3 protein-coding genes are annotated in these 2,908 nt (G+C 45.4%); 2 read left to right on the plus strand and 1 reads right to left on the minus strand.

Annotated elements, in window-relative coordinates:
- Positions 1-63 precede the first annotated feature (63 nt).
- Positions 64-240, plus strand: a complete 177-nt coding sequence (locus KDK14_RS15115) for a hypothetical protein (RefSeq protein ID WP_257266005.1) — start codon at positions 64-66, stop codon at positions 238-240.
- 130 nt (positions 241-370) lie between these two features.
- On the opposite strand, the gene KDK14_RS15120 is transcribed toward KDK14_RS15115, so the two are convergent.
- Complete coding sequence (locus KDK14_RS15120) at positions 371-1,423, minus strand: hypothetical protein (protein WP_257266006.1); 1,053 nt, start codon at positions 1,421-1,423, stop codon at positions 371-373.
- A gap of 259 nt (positions 1,424-1,682) precedes the next feature.
- Between KDK14_RS15120 and KDK14_RS15125 the strand changes: the two genes are divergently transcribed.
- Positions 1,683-2,294, plus strand: coding sequence for a hypothetical protein (locus KDK14_RS15125; protein ID WP_257266007.1), 612 nt, complete (start codon positions 1,683-1,685; stop codon positions 2,292-2,294).
- Positions 2,295-2,908: the final 614 nt, after the last annotated feature.

The following is a 2,908-nucleotide window of genomic DNA, read 5'->3' on the forward strand; positions in this document are numbered from 1 at the left end:
ATATTCTTAAATAAACTTTCTCTGTATCATGACGTACGATCAGTGGTAATCAGGAGGGAATTTATGAAATTATTGCTGGCGAATAATCCCGAAGAAAAACATTGGCTGGATAACTATAACGCTAACATGGCAAAGCATATAAAAAACCAGCAGGCGAACAACCAGTTGATTTCGGATCGTTTTGGCTCATGGTTATGTGACAGGACCGTGATTGACACATCCCTGCCAACCACGAATTAATTAACCAGGAAGCTCAAGCCTGGAATGCTGAAACCTCAAATTCACTACTAAAGCCCGGCACCAGAGTCATGAAAATGGGTAATCTGACTCAGTCGCCTGCACAAATACGACACTCTCAAACACGACGTTCTCAAACTACAGGGCGGGCTGGTTCGTGACTGACACGGGGGGGATTTTCCGGCAAAGTCACCACTGAGTAACTCAAGGGTATCACATCAACTTTCCAAAGTGTCACACCATCAATATACACCACATCGTCGAAACTCCACCAATGTACACAATTCCATCGCAAAGATTCAGCGACGGTGTCATGACTTTCACAAGCGGGATCCCTTTTTTTCGGATGGTAGTAAAACTGTATATAGTCCACATTGCGATCCAATGCCTGCTCGCAGACAAAGCGTTTTACAGCACGTTTTTTGTCGGCATTACAGGGATCCTCCATAACCGTAGACCACGTAGCCATCACTTGATGCTTATTATTGAGGAACAAGCAAGCCAGCAAACCAGGGGAAGTCACAAAGTACTTTTCTACATAAGCTTTGGCTGAGCGGTTGCAGGACGTGTAACCCGGCGCAATGGTCAAATACTGTTGCAACTCCCGAGGTATTGGCAACACAGTGCAGCATTCGCCTAACCGAATGGTATTACCACCAAAGCAGCGCTGAATGGCCGACCTGCACAGATGTTTAAGGGAAGAAACGGGGTAAGCATCCATCAGATGTTCATTTTCGTGCGTGCCATAAAGTTCAGCCACCGTACCTTGCCACTGACAATCGGTGAATGGGCACTTGAGGTAAAATTTGTCGATGAAACGTCTTTGGGCCAGATCAGCATTGAACGATTTGCACGCATTAATGTTTTCCTGGCTTGAAGGTTTTCCATTAGCTGAGCACTGGTGGCATAAACAATCTGGCGGGATTGTATGTGTTCTGTAATGGTTGCAGTCCTCACATAAATAACAGCCACAGCCTGTTTGCACTGAGCTTCGTAACAATCCCTTACAATCAACGCAAAGATTACGCGGTAATGAATGGAGATACCCTTTATTTTCTTCCGGTAAAGCCTCGACATTGCCAATGTGGTATCCGCCCCACAACACTTTGTTGCTACAAATATCCGCAACCGGACCATCAGCACTGCCTGTCAGCGGTAGTTTTGGCATATTGGCAATTTCGTTCATGTTTCCCACTGAGTCCAGAATCGATTTGGAATTGGTAAAATGCAACCGCCCCACTCAAGCAATGACACATTCGGAGTGTGATGCTCAATATCGGTGTCCAGTATAGCCAGCCTCTGCCCTGCTTGATGAATGTGAGTCGTTCCGACCCACTGCCACTCTTGCTAACGGCCTTGTTAGTCAATCAAACCACAAATATCAGTAAACTACAGTTCATCAAAACCTGTCACCAATCAATATAAACCAATAAGGAGGTTTAATTATGGACGGTTCTTCATTTACATCTACATCTCCAGCAGTCTCAGCTGCCAGTGTTGATCATTCCAGATCATCTGCTCATGCCGAAAACAGCAAGCGTTCCCTATTGTCAAAAGTCGGCAGTGTCGCTGGCAAGGCTGCTGCCATGCCATTTCGCATTGCCTCAACGGTGGTCAATGGCGGTATTTTTGCTGCCTACTACGTTACCGCCCTGGCTGCTACCGGGCTTGCTTCCGCCGGAGGCGCTGTCTACGGCATGATCAAAATTGCCGCAGATGCTGCCAGTGGAAAACCACATAAAAGCCTTTGTGAGTATACCATCACAGCCGGCCGCGAGACCTTCAACTATATTTCCCGCCTGTACTATAAACTGCCAAAACATGGATCTGAAGCCATATTCAGCGGTATTGCCATTGTTGCGATAACTGTCGTGGAATTCCTCGGAGGGGGAGGAGGAAGTGGTCTTCCTGTGAACACTTCTTACGATGACAGCAGTGACTATAACCCTTCAGGCATCAAAGCAGCACTGCATCCATACAGACCCTCTATTCTCATTGGGCGTAAAATCATGGAGAAAACTACCGAGTTGCTGAATCGTGGCACGGGTGTTGACTAACATTCGTCAATTGCTGTTTCTGCCCGGGGGTAAGGTTTGGTGCCTACCCCCTCTTCATAAATAGATTCAAGACACTATTTTTTTCCTGACACTGTTTTTCTTTATTTTGTTTTTTGTCGATAGAGACAGCAAAAACAGGTGCCATGCCCGCTGATTTTGCAGCAATTCCCGATGAATCACCAAGCTTTACAGCCGCAACAGTCCCAGAGGTTGAATAAAAAAAGAGCCCGCGCAATTTATAGACTAAAGTAATTACTTATCAAACAGTGTCCAGTGTCGTTGGGTGGATTATGGGTACAGCCATTCAGAAACAAATCAGGTAACCCAGTGCCACGTACTTGATTCATAAAGTAGCAGCATGTTTTGAAGAGATAGAAGATCACCGTACTAATAAAAGCCCTATTCCATTTCCCGACTTTTTAAAATCTGCTTTTTCCATGATCCATCAAAAAAAGCATGATTCGCTTTTAGGGTTTGGTCTTGGGGTAGACATTAAGGAATTCTTCCTGATAGTACTAAGTAGTTAACCAAATGAAATCATATTTTCTGACTAAGTGGTCAGTCACTCTGCTGCGTTGCAACTCCGGTCACATAGCTAAGGCTATGCTCCCTTC

This window comes from Endozoicomonas sp. ONNA2, from assembly GCF_024606365.1.
Lineage (GTDB): Bacteria > Pseudomonadota > Gammaproteobacteria > Pseudomonadales > Endozoicomonadaceae > Endozoicomonas.